Source organism: Helicobacter aurati (genome assembly GCF_003364265.1).
Lineage (GTDB): Bacteria > Campylobacterota > Campylobacteria > Campylobacterales > Helicobacteraceae > Helicobacter_A > Helicobacter_A aurati.
This window is the reverse complement of record NZ_NXLW01000017.1, coordinates 24,923-43,435: the sequence shown is the minus strand read 5'-3', so window position 1 is coordinate 43,435 and position 18,513 is coordinate 24,923. Positions and strand designations below refer to the sequence as shown.

Sequence of the window (18,513 nt, the reverse complement as noted above, 5' to 3'; positions counted from 1 at the left end):
TGATAGGTAAGCAGACTGATCCTGCAGAAATAAAAAAAATGTTAGCGGCACTTTTTGAGTATATGAAAACACATTTTCGGGATGAAGAAACATATATGGAAAATATGCAATACCCTTACTTAGATTCTCATAGAGAACACCATAGAAATATTATATTAGATATGACTCATCTCATAAAGAATATGAAATATGATTTCAAACAACAACTAGTTATCATTATGGAACAATGGCTCTTAAAGCATATCCTACAAGAAGATATGCAAATTGGCGAATATCAACAAGAGATACTTCAAGCACAGCAAATGCAAAAAGAACATTTAGAGCAAAATACAGTGCCCAAAGACTCTCCCATAAATTACATAGAGCATAACGAACATGAACCTAAAAATGATTTACACGTCGACACAAACAAAAAAATTAAAAAACAATCCGTATTGCATATTTATAGTTGTATGTGTGGTAGGATCTACAATATTGCACCAAATATACATGCGAATCTTCAAAACGGGCATACATTACGTTGCAAACATTGTCATACTAATATATCATTTATCAGTGATATGAAAATATAGAATCTAATAAATCGATGTTCTGCAAAATGTATAGAATCTAAGATTTACCAAGCTAGATTTATCAAGCTACGATTCATATTGCCCCCAGCCAAATTTTTCACGCAAACGTATAAAATAAAAATTTGGCTGTAATTCGGTAAGAATTGCACTATATTTCGCTACTTTAATACAAATAAGACTGCCTTGTGGAATGGAGATTCTTTGTTGCCCATCACATATAAGAGAACCAGAAGTCTTAAAACGAAAAGCAATACAAAATTCATCATTGAGAATAAGCGGCCTTTGACTAAGCGAATGAGCACATATAGGAGTCAATAAAACATTCCTGCAATAAGGATAGACTACACTGCCCCCAGCAGAAATATTATATGCACTAGAACCGGTAGGTGTAGCCACTAACAATCCATCTAATCGATAATGATTAAAAAGCATACCATCAATATAGGCTTCCAATTCTAGCATACCACTAAACCCAGCACGAGACAACAAAAATTCATTTAGTGCAAAAAGTGGTTGTATTGTTTCTAAACTCGGACTTTCTTCAACATAACCTTCTAGCATCAGATGATTTCTAGTAGTATATTCTCCTTTTTTTAGTCTTGGAATAATCTCGGCTATTTCATTTGGAGTTGCAACTGTAAGGTATCCTAGTCTGCCCGAATTGATTCCTAAAATTGCAATGTTATGACCATAAGCTCTCCTTGCAACAGACAAGAGAGTGCCATCACCGCCAATACTAAAAAGCATATCTGACTCTTCACAAATGTGTTTCATATCATGACTAGAAATTTTGTTGGTATCAAGTTCTAACATTTTTGTACCAGAATGCTCAAGCATAACTGCTATTCCTGCACTATCAAGCCTTTCTTTAATATCAAGGAAAATAGGTTTAATATGGGCACTATGTGGACGTAAAATAATGCCTATTTTTTGCACTCGTTTAGATTCCATTTTTTACTTAAGTTCCCCTTCAATTAACATTGTGCTTGTAATTTAATTTTTTTATAAGCTTCAGTAATTTGTCGGAATCTTGTAATGTGATTAACAACCTCACTCTCGTCAACACCGTAAAAATTATCTGGGTGATACTCTTTAGCGAGTTTTAAATACCGTTTTTTTACTAGCTCAAAATCATCGCCAAATTGCGAATCGAGTGTTGCATAACACTGTCTCAATGCTTTTTCTTCAGCAGTAAGGAAAGAAAACTCATTGGCATTAAAATCCTTATATTCAAAAAACAACACGACATTGTGAATTACTTTATTACCTAAAAAATCTACCACTTTTTCCCAAAAATGTTCATTATTTGATTGTAGATAAATCTCATTACCGCTCATACCAATATAATGGCTAGCAAATACAGCTTTAATATATCTTTCAGCTACCTTACTTTTTTTACTCAACGTAAGAATAATGCGCGAAGATCCTAGCATTTCAACTTTAACTTTGATCCTCTCTAGCATTTCTGTAGGTTTAACAATTTTAATACGTATAGGCAGATGACTATGCTCCAACACTTGTTGCAGCACGCTTTCGCTGGTTTGCATGGTGGAATCCACATCGTGCGATAACGCATGATAACACCAATTAATGAGATAATTCTTTTTAAGAATTTCGCCATCGTCAAGAATAAGAATTGAACTTGATAGCCGATAGTGTTTGCTAAAGTGCTTGTTCGCATAAAGCAACACTTTAGAGAGGATTCGAGTATCTTGAAACAATTTAATTTGTACATATTTATCACTACAAGAAATCATTACAACCTCTTAGATTTACTTCATTAACTATATCAATACTCTATGATTTTTACTCCTAAAAAGAAATACAATTATAGCAAAAAATCATATAGAGATACTCTTTAGACTGAAAAATACAGATTCTATAAATGACACCCAATAAAAAAGAATAAAGCTCAAAATTTAAGTTATAATTCATACAATTTAATACTAAAAATAGTATTTTAATAGCTTCAAATTGCTAATGGCGGTATATAAAATGATAACAAAATTCTATTCAATTTTTCAACAATATTCCTTATCAATAATCATCATACTTGTAATTTATGCGCTTGCAATTAACGAACAGATAGGAAAGTTATGCGCAGGAGTAGCAATATTACTCTTTGGTATGTTGTTTTTAAGCGAAGGATTCAAAAAATTTTCTGGAGGATTCTTAGAAAGAATTTTAGCTTCTTCTACCAAAACTTCGATAAGAAGTATTTTATTCGGTACGATTGCAACAACAATTATGCAATCATCTACTCTTGTGTCCGTAATTTCCATTTCTTTTGTAAGTGCCTCTCTTATTACTTTAACACAAGGCATCGGCGTAATATTTGGCGCAAATCTTGGAAACACAGCTGGCTCATGGCTTATTGCAGGTGCATCATCAATCAATATCTCTTCATTAGCTCTCCCTCTGATTGTGGGAGGACTACTCTTTAATTTTCAAAGCAAACCGATACATAAAGGGATAGGTAAGATTCTGGCTGGACTTGGTTTCTTTTTTTTGGGGATATTTTACATTAAGGCAGGATTTGAGAATCTGAAAGATGTTATCGACTTATCACAATATCAATTTGAAGGCTACAAAGGCATTATTGCATTTATCTTGATTGGTGCTCTTATCACTGCAATTATTCAAAGTTCACATGCTACATTGGCAATTATTATTAGCGCGTTTTTAGAACAACAAATAGGGTACGAACAAGCATTAGGGGCAGTATTAGGAACAAGTGTTGGGGGTGTAGTAACCGCGCTCATTGCATCACTAAGCACAAATATTGAAGGAAAAAAATTAGCTATTGCCAATTGTATGTTCAACTTTATTACAGTGTTGCTTACAACAATTCTTTTTCCTTACTTGTTGATTCTTAATAACACAATTGCAGATTTAATTGGACTGTCAGCAGATTCTATTTTACGTTTAGCTGTTTTTCATACGTTGTTTAACGCCTTTGGTGTTATCGCTCTTTTTATCTTCATTCCAAGCATTGCAAATATACTCAATAAATTACTGACACAAAACACAACAGAAACAACACCATTATTCGTGAATGATACATTATTGCCTTATCAAGATACCGCTATAATTGCGCTCGAAAATGAAGTAAAACATCTCTATGACAACGCATTTGTAATTATCTCCCATACTATTGGATTCTCACGACAAGATATTCGATCGAATAAAAAATTAGAGACGTTAATCAACAATAAAGAATGGTTCTATAAAGAATTTTATGTAAATGAACTTTACAATACACAAATTAAAACACTTTTTAATGTCATTATGGATTTCTCTACAAAGCTTCAGGCTCTTGTCAGCAACAAACAACATACCGAACGCATTACTGCTCTACAAATTGCATCACGTAAAATAGCAGAAGCAACAAAAAATATAGGATTATTGCAACAAAATATGAAAAAACATTCTACGGGAAAAAACAAAGCATTACAAAAAGAATACGACAATATGAGACTTGACTTAGGAGAACTCCTGCGTACAATAGAAAATATAAAAATAACGCCTCAAGAAAATCTCATGGATATTAAAGTAGAATTGAAAAAACAGAAAAAATTCTTTAAAAAACAAGATAAAAATGCCTTTCATATTGTAGAAAAACTCATTCATGAACATTCTATTCAAACCACAGACGGTACATCTTTGCTCAATGATTTATCATTTATTCATAGTGTAACCAAAGAACTTATTAGTGCAACAAACCACATCCATGGATTATCTGATACAAAATCTATCGATGATATAAATCAGTAGAGAGAAACCAAAATATCAAATTGCATAAAATCGAGCGTAAATTAGTATAAAATTTAAGTCTATCAAAATCTATCTCTAAAACACTATCGCGCGAATGATACTAAATTGAAAGCTTAAAATATAAAAAGTAAAAACAATAAGAACGGATAAACATATTTTCAATATTCCCTTTTTTGAAATATTGAAAATTTTAAAGAAAGGTAGTAGTTAACAATAAGAAGCTATGTTACAACTTATTTATTTTCATTGTTTTCAGTTGTTGCGGTATTAGAATCTGCATGTCCTTCATCATGTTGGCTATGATCGTGTTGCGAAGAAGAATCTTCTTCCACTTTAGATTCTGTACTTTGCTGTTCTGTATTGCTTTCTTGCACTTTCGGTAATGAATTTTCAGTTGCACTTTCGGTTTGTTGCGTTGAAGCTGGAGCTACATTTTGCGGCTTAGATTCTTTTTTATCATCACCACATCCAATAAATAAACTCACCAAACCTGTCAAAAGTGTCAAAATAAACAACTTTTTCATAAAAACTCCTCTAAAGAATAAGATATAAAGGGTAAGATTATAACATAGTTTAAAACAAATGAAAAACAAATTTTAAAAAAACCTCATGCAAACAAATCACTTTATTCATTGATAAAAATTATTTTGCAAAAGGAAGAAGTATCTTTATGATTCTATCTTGCTCTTCTTGTTGTAGCCCTACAAATATAGGCAAACATAAAATCCTGCTTGCAATATCACTTGAAACAGGGCAGTTTGATTCGAAGGAAAGAAATGAAAGAGAATGTAGGCTCGGATAAAAATAACGTCTAGGGAAAATCTGTTGCTCCTCTAACGCTTGTAACGCGGCATCAAGTAAAGAGGTGCTTTTAAAGAGAATACAAAAATAATGATAATTGTTTGTTGCTTTAGCATGCAAGTATTGCATACTAAAATAATTACGTAACTTTGTGTAATAATATTCCCAAATACGTTCCCTATCCTCCATAATAAAGGGCATATCCTCCAACACACATAGTCCCATAGCAGCATGAAATTCGCTAAGTTTGGCATTAATACCCAAAGAATGAGGGAAATTATTTTTTAATCCAAAATTAATCATCTCTTTTCCCTCTGCAATCAAAGCAGAATCTCGTACAATAATAGCACCACCCTCAACAGTATGAAAAAGTTTCGTAGCATGGAAGCTTAATGTAGCCATATCCCCAAATGATAAAATACTTCTGTCCTTATACTTTACACCAAAAGCATGTGCGGCATCATAAATCAATTTAAAACGATGCTTTGCGGCTAATGATTCTATAATTTCCACCTCACAAGGATTCCCGAAGACATGAACGGGCAAAATAGCCTTTATTTCTTCTGTGAGCATATTAGACATTAATTGAGTGTCTATACAAAAACTTTGTGATTCTATATCACAAAATACAGGTTCTAATCCTTCCCAAACAAGGGTGTTCGTAGTAGCTGCAAAGCTAAAAGGTGTAGTAAGTACTTTATCTCCCCTATTCAATCCAGCCAATTTATATGCAATTTGTAAAGCAAGCGTCCCGTTACTCACTAAAAGAATATAAGGTACGCCCAAATATTCGCAAAGTTTATGTTCTAACTCAAGGCTTAAAGGTCCAAAATTAGTAAGGTAGTTACTCTTCCATATTCGTTCACAATAGTTCTGATATTTCTTAGGATTCGGTAAATAAGGCTTATTAACTGCTATCATTACATCCCCTACATCTTTAATCACAAGACAAAATTATACTATAAAGAGGCATATAGCCTATCAACTAATGCGACTAAGCGAAGGTAGCCACAAAGAAATATCTTCAATATAAGTAACAACAAGAAGTCCAAGTATCATGATAATAAGCCACGGTATAACGGATATTGTAACATCTTTAAGATTGAGCCCCGTAAGGGAGCTTGCTACAAACAAATTCAGTCCAACAGGAGGCGTAATCATACCAAGTTCCATATTGACAACCATAATAATTCCAAAATGAATAGGATCAATTCCCAAACTCACGGCAATAGGCAATAACAAAGGTGCCATAATCATCACTACAGAACTAGGCTCCATAAATTGCCCCATAACAAACAAAACAATATTCACAACAATTAAAAACATCCACCAGCTCATATTTTGTTCAATCAAAAACGCTGCAATCATGTGTGGAATGCGTTCACTTGTAAGAACATGAGCAAAAACAACAGCAGAGCCTATAATTAAAAATATCATTGCAGTTGTGAGAGCAGCATCTAAAAGGACAGCATAAAAATCCTGTAATTTAATATCTCGATACACAAATATAGACACAACAAACGCATAAACACAGGCTATTCCTGCCGCTTCAGTAGCAGTAAACAATCCACCATAAATTCCACCAATTATCACCACAATAATAAGTAATGCCCAAAAAGCTTCAAAAAATTTCTTTAATCTCACACTAAATTTTTCAGGTTGGCTTGCTTTAAAACCCAATCTTTTTGCCCCAATATAAGCATAGAGCATCATCGCAAAACCAATCAATAAGCCAGGAATGATTCCAGCTTTAAAGAGCTCTTCAATAGATACAGTAATAGTTTTACCATTTAAATCGCTCAATCCACTTGCAGTAACTCCATAAACAATCATAACAACAGAAGGGGGAATAAGAATACCTAAGCTCCCAGCAGAAGTAATCGCGCCAACTGCATAACTCTGCGGATATCCTGCATTTTTTAATGCTGTAAACATAACAGAACCAATGGCAACTACTGTCGCTGGAGAACTTCCACTTACAGCTGCAAAGATAATACAAGCTAAAATAGCACTCATTGTCAAGCCACCAGGTAAATGTCCAACAAGAGCTTTCGCAAAGTCTACAATACGTTGAGCAGAACTCCCTTTGCTCAAAAGAGAGCCTGCTAGAATAAACATAGGGATCGCCATAAGTGTAGATTTGAATCCAGATATAAAAATATCAGGGATTGCTAAAATATCAAAACTTGTAAAAAATATCAATGTTAAAAGAGAACTAATACCTAACGATACAGCTACAGGGACGCCAATCAAAATGAGTCCAAATAAAACGACAAATAAAAACAAGATACCCATAGTCTACTCTTTCACCGTAGAATCATGAATAAATTCATCCTGTAGGCTTTTCGTTAAGGTTGTCTTATCCATCCATAACACTTCATAAAATTTTTCTATAACGCGATAAGTCGCCCCTAAAAAGGCGATAGGCAAGCATAATAAAAAATACCATAGAGGAATATCATGAAAAGATTCACTGCTAACGCCAAGAGTATAGTTAAGATAGCACACATCAATACTAGCATAACACATAAAGCCAAGGTAGATTATGCAGCACATATAAGAAACAAGAATGCATATTTTTGCAATCATAGACGGAAATTTCTCAACTAAAATCATTACAGAGATGTGTATTCCCTTTCTAAAACCGTATGCCGCACCAAAAAGCGCGCTCCATATAAAACAATATCTTGCTACTTCTTCACCCCAAGTAATCGATCCGATTTCTGGATACCAAGAACTCAATGTACGTAAAAACACGTTAACTGCCACAATAATAACGCCCAACAATAAGCCAAATACAGCTACATTCTTATTAATAAAAGCAATAACCTTATCTAATGCACTAAAAATCCTATTAAGCAACACTGACTTATGTAAAGATGAAAAAAATGTAGCCAAAAACATCTTCATTCCCCTCCAAATGAAATTATCGTATATCCTGAATCTTTGTGATTAAATCTTTACCTACAATATTATAAAACTTTGGATAAATGGCAAGCATGACATCTTCCCATTCTTTCTTTTGTTCAGGAGTCAACGTAAAGATTCGGAGTTTTCCACTTTTTTGCGCATAATCTTCAAGATTTTTTAGCAATATGGATTCATCTCTTTGCGTTTCCTCGCGCTCAAACAAAGTTGCTTCATGTAATGCCTCTTTGAATATCTGCTTTAAATCATCTGGCAAATCTTTCCAAAACTTTTCACTCACAATAACAAGATAGCCAAGATAGCCGTGACTAGTAAGTGTTATAGAGCTTTGCACTTCATAGAATTTAGAGTTATAAAGATTAGACAACGGATTCTCTGCAGAATCTACAACGCCTGTTTGCAATGATGAATAAACTTCACCAAAATTAATAACTTGTGGTATCGCACCAATAGCTTTTGTTTGTTCCTCCAATATTTTAGAACTCATAATACGCATCTTCTGCCCTTTTGCATCGTGTGGCACAATAATAGGCTTCTTGTTCGTGCTGAAATGTTTAAACCCAGAATCCCAATAATCAAGAGCCACAAAACCTTTCTCTGTAACTTTGCTCTTAAGAAGATCCCCTACTTCTCCGTCCATAACTTTATGTAAATGTTCATTATCACGAAACAAAAAAGGAACATCCCATATATTAAACTCCTTGACAATAGGAGTGAATTTAGAAAAACTAGGTGCTGCCATTTGCACATTATTTCTTTTAATCTCTGTGAAAACTTTGTCATCATCTACAAGTTGAGCTGAAGGAAAAACTTCAACTTTTAATCTACCATTACTAAGCTCACCTGCTCGTTTTGCAAATAATTCAGCTGCTTTTCCCTTAGGTGTCCCACTACTTACAACATGCGCAAACTTCACGACATAGACTTTATCGCTTGGAGTATCATTCTGACTTGTCGCATTTTGTTTGGTTTTAGAATCCTTATTGTCGCCGCAAGCAACGAACGATAAAACGCATAAACTTATTATTAGAAAACTACTCATAGATGAGCAGATATTAATTACCTTTTTCATACTTACTCCTTAAAAATCTTAAACAACAACGAGTGCATCTCAATCTTATCTTAAGCGCAATTTCTAGGCAAATTGTAAGATTCTCTATCTTGAATCTTGACTGATTATACCTAAAATCTTCACAAACACAACAATAATTGAAAAAGCAGTTTAACTCTTAATTTTTAAAAAACTTACTAAATGTTACGCTTAATTGTATCTGTAAGTTAAATCCTAAGAATCTTAGAGAGATATTAGAAATATTTAAATATCAATAAGATATAATTGATTCTAATTTAACTCAATATACCAAAAGCACAAAGAATCTTTAATGAAAAAATATATTCACACTTGCGTATTTCCTTTTGTAACTCTTACTCTATTTTCATACCTACACGCAGTAGATTGGATTGATTTTAATATGCCTTCCACAATAACACTCAACGGCGGTACAAGAAACGACACTATTACTGCAAGCAAAGGCAACTTTGAACCTTCAGCAATAGGTGACGGTAAAAATACTTATTTAAATATTATCGGTGCTCCTGGATCAGGATATATTTTGGAAATCCAAGATCCCCCAAATGCAAAAACTAGCACAACGACATTTTACTCAAAAGGAATAGACATTGGTGAGAATATTCAAGTGGCTTTTATCAATACGCACACATTAGCAATTCAGCAAAGAGGCATTAATGTTGGCAACGGCGCAACATTAAGCGTCATTTCAAGTGGAAACATCATTAACGCGGCAGGTTCAGACTATGGAGGAAGTTCCAAAGTACGTTTTAATAGCAACACTTCTTTAATATTGGGACAAAATGCTACTGCAGATTTTATTCAAGCAATATTCTTTATCCATGATGGGAATCTTACGGTCAATACAAACGCCAAGCTTAACGTCCAAGCGAATACTATAAGAATACAAAAGAATTTATCGAATAACGGTGGACAAATCACACTCAACGGTAATGTCTATAATATTGGAAGTCCTGTCAATCTCAATACTAACGGCACTGCAACTTTTCAGAATCATGAAGGTAATATCACCGTAGTAGGGAACTTCTACAATGGCGGACAAGCACAAATCGATGCTACGGGAAATGGATCGGTTGGATTTAACGTATTTGATCCTCCATTTGGTGGCGGTGGACAATTACTGCTTTATGGTGGAACTATGAATGTGAACGGACAAATTACTTCTACAAGAGGTGGCTCAGCAACAAATGGAGGCGGGTTATTAAGCCCACAAGATTCAAATATTGGAATCTATGGCGCAACTCTTAGCGCAACAAAGCTTGCCAATGAAGCAGGCAGCACATTAACTTTTGGTGTATATAAAGGCAAAATGGGGGTGTTCAACGGGAATCTCGAAAATAATGGAACAATTATCGTAGACTTCGCTGGCGCAACAGATAATTCATATACGCTTGTCAATGGACCAATCGCAACTAACGCGAATGTACAAATAAAAAATGGCAATACAGAGTTTGCAAGCGCACAGCTTTCCTACGGAGCCAATAATCGTTGGGATGGCAAAGCTACATTGACTATCAATCATGACGCTATTAAGCAATTCACAAACACACTTGATTCAAACCAACAGGCAATCTTACAAAGTCTTGGTAATGGAATCTATACAGTGAATGGCTCTAATCGCAATAGTATCAAAGCTGATATAGATGAAATGAATGGGGCTTTAATGTCTCAATTCTTTACTTTACCGTTAAGCTTAATTGATATGTTAAAAAGCAATATGAAAGTCGATTCATTTTTTATAAATCAATATGCCAATACCACTAATGTAGAAGTAGGTGGCATCGTTAGCGGCATATCAGGCAGCGCAAACGGCACTTTTAACGGAATAAAAGCAGGAACGCACTTTAATTTCTTAAATTCTTTATTGTCATTGCAAACCGCCTACGCATACGGCAGCATACAAGACAAACAAAGAAACTTCACTCTCTTGCAATCCACATTTCAAAATCGAAGTCATAATATAGGATTCGCAATGAATGTACATTCACGTTTTCTTGCAAATCAGAATCTTGAATTAGATATTTTGCTTGGCTATTTTCTATCAATTATAGATTCCCAAAGAAATATGCAAATTAACGCCTTACAAGTAAATGATTCACTAAGCACAAATTACATATTTCAGAGTATGCCACTTGATACGCAATTGGGGTATCGTTTTTTCTACAACAACATTTCTCTAAAGCCTTATCTCGGTCTTCACCAGAGCTATAATTTATCAGCTAATTTTGTAGAATCCGCGACTGCAAACTCTTCTCTTGGCTCACGTGGCTATGACGCATACCATTTGAATCTCTCCGTAGGATTAGAGAGTCGCTATATAATAGACAACAATAAACATATTGCACTAGAATTTGATTATGAACATTTCCTATTAAATTCTCAAAAACTTCTTTTATCTTTTCAAGATGGAAGTCATATTGCTTTTGACTCTCCTTACAATAAAAGAATATCGTTTCATCTAACAGGACAATTTGCCATAAACAACACTACACAATTAGGCTTTGAAACATTCCTTAAATGGACTTTAAGCGAGAAAGAAAGTTTTTATCACTATGGTGGTAATGCAATATTTCGATATATATTTTCAGTATAAGATTCCGAATATATAAGATTCCATAGATTCTATCCGCAGAACATTTGACTACCCTATTTCAATAATATCATTCCTTTCTGGACTTGTTGAAACTAGCCTTATCTTACATCCTATATATTCTTCGATAAAAGCGATATATTCTCTTGCATTTGACGGTAATTCCTCAAGATTACGTACTGATGCGGTTTTATTCCAACCAGCAAAACGTTTATAAATTGGCTTTACTTGCAAGTTATAGGGCATGTAATCAATTTTCTGACCTTGATACTCATAAGCTATACACACTTGAACTTCAGATAACCCATCCAATACGTCAAGCTTCATAATTGCCAACTCTGTGCACCCATTTAGTCGTACTGCTTGCTTAATGGCTACCAAATCAAGCCAACCGCATCGCCTCAAACGTCCGGTCGTCGTACCAAACTCTGCTCCATTTTTGCGCAAAAATTCACCTACCTCATCGTGTAATTCCGTTGGAAAGTTTCCATTGCCAACACGCGTACAATAGGCTTTCATAATACCAATAACCGAATCTATATCGCGTGTATTTAATCCCGTACCAGAAAGTGCACCTGCTATACTCGTGTTTGAGCTTGTTACAAAAGGATAGGTTCCATGATCAATATCCAACATGCTGCCTTGAGCACCTTCAAGCAATATTTTTTTATTACTGCCAACAGCATCCCATAGAATCTGCGTAGTATCAACAACAAACGGAGCAAACCTCTTCGCGTATTCTTGCATTGTAACAAACAAAGAATCTCTATCAAACGAAAGATGAAAGGGGGCAATATTTTGCAGACTTGCCTCTAGCTTTACGCGCAATAAATCCTCATCAAACAAATCCCCAACTTGTATTCCATTTCTCAAAACCTTATCACTATATGCAGGACCAATGCCTTTGCCGGTTGTGCCAATAGCTTCTATACCTTTGGTTTGCTTTCTTCTAGTTTCTGCAAGATTATCAAGCGCAATATGATAAGGCAAAATAACATGTGCCCTATTAGAAATAAAAAGTCTACCAACAAGAGGACTTACCGCATCTGATTGCAAAGAGGATTCTGTCATGCTGCCCTGATGCGACATCTTATCTTGCAAATATCCACAAAAGAGATTCTCAAATTGCCGCATTTCAGAATCTAATGCCTGTAAATCAATAACAACGCCATTGCCGATAATATTTTTACATCTAGGATAGAATATTCCGCTAGGAATAAGGTGCAAAGCATATTTCACAGAATCAATGACAAGAGTATGCCCAGCATTATGCCCGCCCTGAAAACGAACAACAAAGTCATAATCCTTAGCTAAACTATCAACTATCTTGCCTTTGCCTTCATCTCCCCATTGCACACCTAAAACCACATCTGCCATGATTATCCTTTATCTTTCAGTAAATGATAAATAATATTGTCAGTATAAATCCCGAACCCACAACTTCTTGTTCCATCAACGCAATAATGTCCGCCAGAGAGAAAAACCGCGTTGCGTAAAAACATTTTAAAAAACAAATCATCATAATAATCTACGGGCGCAGGAAGCAGTGGCGAACAAAGCACATGTGGATAATCACAAGAACATGAATGCAACAAATATTCTAATTCGGGTCTAAGAAATTGCGGCATGCTATCTATAATATTTGCCAAATCACTCGGTGTATTGACTGATAAGAGTTTGCCAATAAACGCAACAGCCTGTAACTTTTCAATATGCAATTTATCAAAATAACAAATATCTAACTGCATTTCCTGCGCGCAGAGCTTTGCGATTTTTGTATTGGTTATTTGCAGCAAAGGCGTAATACCAAGTGAATGGAAAATAGTTATACCCAACATAAGCATATTTTGTATAGCATTCTCATTGATACATTCAGCACCAATCTGATTATGCTCAATTGTAGGATAGCTAAAGACAGGTTGAATATAAAACCATTTTTTCTGATCGGTAGTTCTGCCCAATCTCTTAGTAATAATGCGAATAACGTCTATCGTGCTATCATTGCGCATAGCAATTTGATGATTCTGTTCGCTGCTTAAATGAATAACATTGCGATTAAGAAAACTCTTTTGATGTTCTTGGTAAACAAAAATAGGGCTGACTATTTCTTCAAAACCATGCTGATAAAATAGTTCTGCACTAAGATTCTCAACTTTTCGTTTTAATCTAGCAGACAAGCCAAAATGAAGTTTACTTCCCTTTGGAATCTCATGCTCTAAAACCATACTCACTATCCTAATCCTTGAATAAACTTTTGATTATATCCAAAATTGTCCAATTGCGGCTGTTGTTAGAGAGTTTTTGTTAAAATCCAAATCACCTCACATTCAGGAAAGGCAATGTCCACTCTACATGACTACATCATAAAATCTGCGCAAGACTACTTAGCATACTTAGAAGAAAATAACTTAGGCAGAGAAGAAATCAAAATCACCAAAGCAATAATTCACTCCAAAAATATTCCACATAGTGAGAATCCACAAGAAACACGGCAACAAAATACACTTATTCTCTCTCTTGAACAACCTCTTCTTGCGGTTGATTATCTGCAACTCTCTATTGGCTCTACAAGCATAGATTTAGATTCCTATGAAAAAAAACATTACAACGAGCTTACCCGCACATTGCATATTCCCCTCACAGATACAACTTTGCAAACGGCATTGCATCTATTAGAACAAGAATCTGATATGAACCTGTCCAATACAAATACTCTTGATAATAATATTGCGAAATATCTCAAGCTTTTTGTAGATTTGAAATTCCTTGTAAGCAATATTCTTTCTTTTTGTCAGCAAAAGTTACATCTTGCCTTACCTTCGCAAAAGCCTCTTTCATTAACAATTCCTCTTGATTCTTACATTAACGTCCAACAACAAAAAGCACTCAAAGGCATTTTTTCTTCCCCAATGAGTTATATTTGGGGTATAAGCGGTAGCGGTAAAACACAAGTTGTGCTTTTCTTTGCTCTACTGAATATCATTATGCAGCAAAAGAAAGCCTTGATTCTTGCCCCAACTAATACGGCACTAGAACAAATATTTACGGCACTTATAACAAAATGCGATGTAAAAGGTATTGCGCGTGAGAAATTTTTACGTCTTGGTATGCCTAGTCATGATTTTTTACAACACTATCCTGAAGTGTGCATACATACAGATGAGGAAGAATCAAAGCAGGCAGAAAGCACGAAGCTCTTTGCCTCTCCTAATCTTAAAGACAGACTACAAGAATGCCTAGTTATAGGATTAACATTAGATAGTTTTGTAAAACGTTATCAAATCCTCTCTACTCTAAACTTTGCGCATATTTTCCTTGACGAATGCGCCTTTTCTCCCCTTATTAAGCTTATTGCTCCATTGCAACTCAATATTCCTCTTACGCTTCTAGGAGACCACAAACAGCTCATGCCCATTTGTCTTATGGATACTAAAACAATCTCTGCAGAAAAGCACGAGGTTTGTTTATGGAATCTCAACGCGCTTTTCATTGAATCTCTGTTGCGCGACCATACAGGTTTGCATCATGCGCACAATCATGATGAAATAACTTTTCAGAATATTGCCCATTACAAACTTACCGTAACACACCGTTATGGCAACAATCTTGCCCAGATTCTTGACGGGCATGTGTATTGCAATGGTTTGCAGGGAAAAGGAGAACAAACAGAAATTTATTTTATAGATTCTAAGCAATACGGGAAACCATACCATTATGCTACAAGCAGTAATAATGAAAATATAGCTGAAGCAAACGCTATTATGACGATAATCAATGACTTTGCCGATTATGCTGTGCTTACTCCCTTTCGTGATCAACAAAAGCTCTTATTGCGTAAGGGTGTACCTCGTAACCGCGTTTTTACTATACATAAATCACAAGGCAAAGAATTTGATTGCATAATATTTTCACCCGTGAAATTTAGCATGTTTATGACAAATTCAATGAATAAGGGGGCACTATTCGCTCTCAACGTAGCCATTAGCCGTTTAAAAAAGAAATTGATAATTGTATGTGATTATAATTTTTGGCTACAAAAGAAAGGGCAGCTTATTGCTTCGCTATTGCAAATTGCTAAACCCTACAACAAAGCTTTCGCGACAAAACTCATTGGAACATGAACACAATTCATTGACTCTACAAACTTTAACCCTTTGCAATCCTATCAATAATAGCATTGAAACTCTTACTTGGTCGCATAACAGACTCAGTTTTAGCATCATCAAATTTATAGTATCCACCTAAATCTACTTTCGCTCCCTGTATAGAATTAAATTCTGAACGTATAGAATCCTGTTGCGATTCCAAAGCATCAGAAACAGGCTTAAAAAACTTCGCAAGAGTAGAATCTGCCGTTTGCTCTGATAATGCCTTAGCAAAATAGAGACTTAAATAAAAATGGCTTGTGCGATTATCGTCTTCACCAACCTTACGTGAAGGTGCTTTATTGTTATCTAACCATTGTCCAATCGCATTATCAAGCGCATCGGCTAATATTTTTGCCTTATTGTTATTGTTTCTTTGCGCATAAAATTCCAAGCTAGCCTGCAATGCCAAAAACTCTCCCAAGCTATCCCAGCGCAAATGATTTTCATTGACTAATTGCTCTACCTGCTTAGGCGCACTACCTCCAGCACCTGTCTCAAACATTGCTCCGCCATTAAGCATTGGAACAACCGAAAGCATTTTTGCACTTGTGCCGAGTTCAAGAATAGGAAACAAATCTGTGAGATAATCGCGCAATACATTCCCTGTAATAGAAATCACATCTTTGCCACTACGAATAATGCGCAAAGATTCTAAACACGCTTCTTTAGGTGCTAAGATAAGAATATCTTTGCTTCTTTCTCCAAGCTTTTCTCGCAATCTTGCTTGAACTAAATCAATCATAATTTTATTACTTGCGCGTTTAGAATCTAACCAAAAAATAGCTATATCTCCAGTGGTTTTTGCTCTCTCAATTCCTAAATCAATCCAATTCTGCACAGCGTCAAATTTTGCCTGATTAACGCGATAAATATCGCCTTTCCTAACCTCATGTAAGAGCAAAACTTTATCTTGAGAATCCATCACAATAAACTTCCCATCGCTAGTCGCAATAAAGGTTTTATCGTGCGATCCATACTCTTGTGCTTTTTTCGCCATAAGCCCAACATTTGACACACTTCCAAGAGTTTGAGGATTAAGCACGCCATTACAACGTAAATCATCTAACACAGCTTCGTAAATTGTTGCATAAGTCCTATCGGGTATTACAGCATTGGTATCACATTCTTTGCCCTCACTATCCCAAAGTTTCGCACCATTTTTCAACATAGCCGGCATAGAAGCATCAACAATAACATCACTAGGGACATGCAAATTGGTAATACCTTTATCGGAATTAACCATAGAAATCTTGGCATTCTGCTTCAATATTTCTTGATATTTAGCAAATATTTCAGCTTTTTTAGGAGAAGATTCTATCTTAGCAAGTATTTCACTCACGCCATTATTCGCATTTACTCCAAGCCTCGCTAATTCTTCGCCAAAGAGTTCGAAAAGATCTCTAAAATAGGTTTTCACTGCATAACCAAACAAAACAGGATCGCTTACTTTCATCATCGTAGCTTTAAGATGTAAAGAAAATAGAATCCCCTCTTCTTTACATTTCTTAATTTGCTCGTGATAAAACTCACTAAGCTTTTTTGTATTCATAAATGTTGCATCAATGATTTCGTTTTGTTCTAACTTGATTCCTTCTTTAAGCGTCTCTTTCTTGCCATCTGCAGATTGAAAAATGATTTTTGCAGTAGTCGGAGATTCTATCAATACTGCCTTTTCATTAGCAAAAAAATCACCATCCTGCATATAGCTTACGCAACTTTTAGAATCTGTATTAAATGCAGCAATTCTGTAAGGATTTTTTTGAGCATAAGACTTTACAGCCTTAGTAGAACGTCTATCTGAATTACCCTGCCTAAGCACAGGATTAACGGCTGAACCCAATACTTTTTGATATTTGTCATTGCTCTTGCGTTGCAAATCATTTTGTGGTTCATCATAAAAATCAGGCACATTATAGCCCTTATCCTGCAATTCTTTAATCGCCGCTTTAAGCTGTGGAATGGAGGCAGAAATATTAGGCGTCTTAATCAGATTAGCCTCTGCGCTCTTAACAAGATCCCCTAAAACACTAAGAGAATCCTCTACTCTTTGTTCTGGATTCAGAGATTCTGGAAATTGGGCTAATATTCTCGCAGATAATGAAATATCGGAGGTAAGCACCTCAATATCGGCATGTCGCAAAAATGCCCGAGCAATAGGCAAAAACGAATAAGTCGCTAGAGCTGGGGATTCGTCCGTAAGTGTGTAAGTAATTTTCATGTTGTATCCTTTCGTGTAAAACTCGTGAATAAATAATTAAGCTTCTATCTAATCTAAATTATGTATAAAAACTTAAGTATAGCGAAAATAGTTGTGTTTAGAGCAACCAAGATGGTGCTCGCCCACTTATCATTCATAACGTTACAAAAATAATAATTTATTAATCATAAATTAACATTTTCAGAAATGTTTGCTCGCCTCGACTTGTTTAATAATCAAATAAATCTAAGATGTTTGGTATCTTTAACGCAAGATTTATCTACTTTCAGAATCATGCTGCCCTACTGCAATTATAAGCTGTAATCATAAAACGCGAAGAAACAATACTTTATCATGGAATCTTTATCTGATTGCTTGCATTATCCCTAAATGATTGGGATTCAATAAATTCC

14 protein-coding genes are annotated in these 18,513 nt (G+C 35.1%); 4 read left to right on the top strand and 10 right to left on the bottom strand.

Annotation, left to right across the window (positions count from 1 at the left end; all coding sequences use genetic code 11):
• On the top strand, window positions 1-572 hold a 572-nt coding region (locus tag CQA66_RS07805), incomplete at its 5' end, for a bacteriohemerythrin (RefSeq protein WP_181882258.1).
• Window positions 573-638: 66 nt separating this feature from the next.
• Here CQA66_RS07805 and CQA66_RS07800 read toward each other — a convergent pair.
• Both CQA66_RS07800 and CQA66_RS07795 read right to left on the bottom strand, forming a co-directional pair.
• Window positions 639-1,523 carry an NAD(+)/NADH kinase gene (locus CQA66_RS07800; protein ID WP_104762289.1) on the bottom strand — a complete coding sequence of 295 codons (885 nt, stop codon included), beginning with the start codon at window positions 1,521-1,523 and terminating at the stop codon, window positions 639-641.
• 23 nt (window positions 1,524-1,546) lie between these two features.
• A complete protein-coding gene (locus CQA66_RS07795; protein ID WP_104762288.1) occupies window positions 1,547-2,329 on the bottom strand; it encodes a J domain-containing protein in 783 nt (260 codons plus the stop codon).
• A gap of 238 nt (window positions 2,330-2,567) precedes the next feature.
• Here CQA66_RS07795 and CQA66_RS07790 point away from each other — a divergent pair, with 238 nt between their 5' ends.
• Window positions 2,568-4,346 carry a Na/Pi cotransporter family protein gene (locus CQA66_RS07790; protein WP_104762287.1) on the top strand — a complete coding sequence of 593 codons (1,779 nt, stop codon included), beginning with the start codon at window positions 2,568-2,570 and terminating at the stop codon, window positions 4,344-4,346.
• 233 nt (window positions 4,347-4,579) lie between these two features.
• On the opposite strand, the gene CQA66_RS07785 is transcribed toward CQA66_RS07790, so the two are convergent.
• The 5 genes from CQA66_RS07785 to CQA66_RS07765 form a co-directional block, all read right to left on the bottom strand.
• A complete protein-coding gene (locus CQA66_RS07785; RefSeq protein WP_104762286.1) occupies window positions 4,580-4,870 on the bottom strand; it encodes a hypothetical protein in 291 nt (96 codons plus the stop codon).
• 118 nt (window positions 4,871-4,988) lie between these two features.
• Window positions 4,989-6,068, bottom strand: a complete 1,080-nt coding sequence (locus CQA66_RS07780) for a DegT/DnrJ/EryC1/StrS family aminotransferase (protein WP_104762285.1) — start codon at window positions 6,066-6,068, stop codon at window positions 4,989-4,991.
• Between the two features lie 60 nt (window positions 6,069-6,128).
• The gene (locus CQA66_RS07775) at window positions 6,129-7,442 is read right to left on the bottom strand and encodes a TRAP transporter large permease (RefSeq protein ID WP_104762284.1); all 1,314 of its coding nucleotides are present in this window, start codon (window positions 7,440-7,442) and stop codon (window positions 6,129-6,131) included.
• Between the two features lie 3 nt (window positions 7,443-7,445).
• Window positions 7,446-8,057 carry a TRAP transporter small permease gene (locus CQA66_RS07770; RefSeq protein ID WP_104762283.1) on the bottom strand — a complete coding sequence of 204 codons (612 nt, stop codon included), beginning with the start codon at window positions 8,055-8,057 and terminating at the stop codon, window positions 7,446-7,448.
• Window positions 8,058-8,073: 16 nt separating this feature from the next.
• Window positions 8,074-9,147, bottom strand: coding sequence for a DctP family TRAP transporter solute-binding subunit (locus tag CQA66_RS07765; RefSeq protein ID WP_104762282.1), 1,074 nt, complete (start codon window positions 9,145-9,147; stop codon window positions 8,074-8,076).
• 310 nt (window positions 9,148-9,457) lie between these two features.
• On the opposite strand from CQA66_RS07765, the gene CQA66_RS07760 reads away from it, so the two are divergent.
• On the top strand, window positions 9,458-11,758 hold the full coding sequence (locus CQA66_RS07760; RefSeq protein ID WP_104762281.1) for a hypothetical protein: 2,301 nt from the start codon (window positions 9,458-9,460) through the stop codon (window positions 11,756-11,758).
• 48 nt (window positions 11,759-11,806) lie between these two features.
• Here CQA66_RS07760 and CQA66_RS07755 read toward each other — a convergent pair whose 3' ends face one another.
• Complete coding sequence (locus CQA66_RS07755; protein ID WP_104762280.1) at window positions 11,807-13,132, bottom strand: adenylosuccinate synthase; 1,326 nt, start codon at window positions 13,130-13,132, stop codon at window positions 11,807-11,809.
• Window positions 13,133-13,134: 2 nt separating this feature from the next.
• On the bottom strand, window positions 13,135-13,980 hold the full coding sequence (locus CQA66_RS07750) for an ATP phosphoribosyltransferase regulatory subunit (protein WP_104762279.1): 846 nt from the start codon (window positions 13,978-13,980) through the stop codon (window positions 13,135-13,137).
• Window positions 13,981-14,094: 114 nt separating this feature from the next.
• Between CQA66_RS07750 and CQA66_RS07745 the strand changes: the two genes are divergently transcribed.
• Entirely contained in the window at window positions 14,095-15,876 is a 1,782-nt protein-coding gene (locus CQA66_RS07745) for an AAA domain-containing protein (RefSeq protein ID WP_104762278.1), read from the top strand.
• A 25-nt stretch (window positions 15,877-15,901) separates the two neighbouring features.
• On the opposite strand, the gene CQA66_RS07740 is transcribed toward CQA66_RS07745, so the two are convergent.
• Window positions 15,902-18,121: an NADP-dependent isocitrate dehydrogenase gene (locus CQA66_RS07740; protein WP_104762277.1), complete on the bottom strand. Its 2,220-nt coding sequence runs from the start codon at window positions 18,119-18,121 to the stop codon at window positions 15,902-15,904.
• Window positions 18,122-18,513 lie beyond the last annotated feature (392 nt).